Here is a 322-nt window from a genome sequence, read left to right as displayed (position 1 = left end):
CCTCGGCGCAGTGGTTCCACATGCTGCGCGAGCAGGCGCTGAGCGCGGACCCCAAGCCGCTTGTCGTCATGTCGCCGAAAGGCCAGCTGTATGGCAACGTGCGCTCGCACTCGCCGCTCGGCGACCTGACCGGCGGCGCGTTCATGCCCGTGTTGCAGGACAGCGCTGTGACGTCGCCCGAAAACGTGACGCGCGTCGTGCTCTCGAGCGGCAAGTTCTTCTACGACTTGCAGGCGGCCCGCGATACTAGCGGCGACACGCGAACCGCGCTCATTCGCGTCGAGCAACTGTACCCGTTCCCGACCAGCGAGCTTGCCGTTGC

Annotated in this window: 1 pseudogene; it reads left to right on the top strand. The window is 66.8% G+C overall.

The features are described from left to right. A pseudogene (locus EN824_RS34100) lies at positions 1–322 on the top strand (2-oxoglutarate dehydrogenase E1 component); the annotation flags it as partial.

Source organism: Mesorhizobium sp. M8A.F.Ca.ET.181.01.1.1 (assembly GCF_004792025.1).
Taxonomy (GTDB): domain Bacteria; phylum Pseudomonadota; class Alphaproteobacteria; order Rhizobiales; family Rhizobiaceae; genus Mesorhizobium.
The sequence above is the reverse complement of the archived record's forward strand: the minus strand, read 5'-3'. Positions and strand labels throughout refer to the sequence as shown.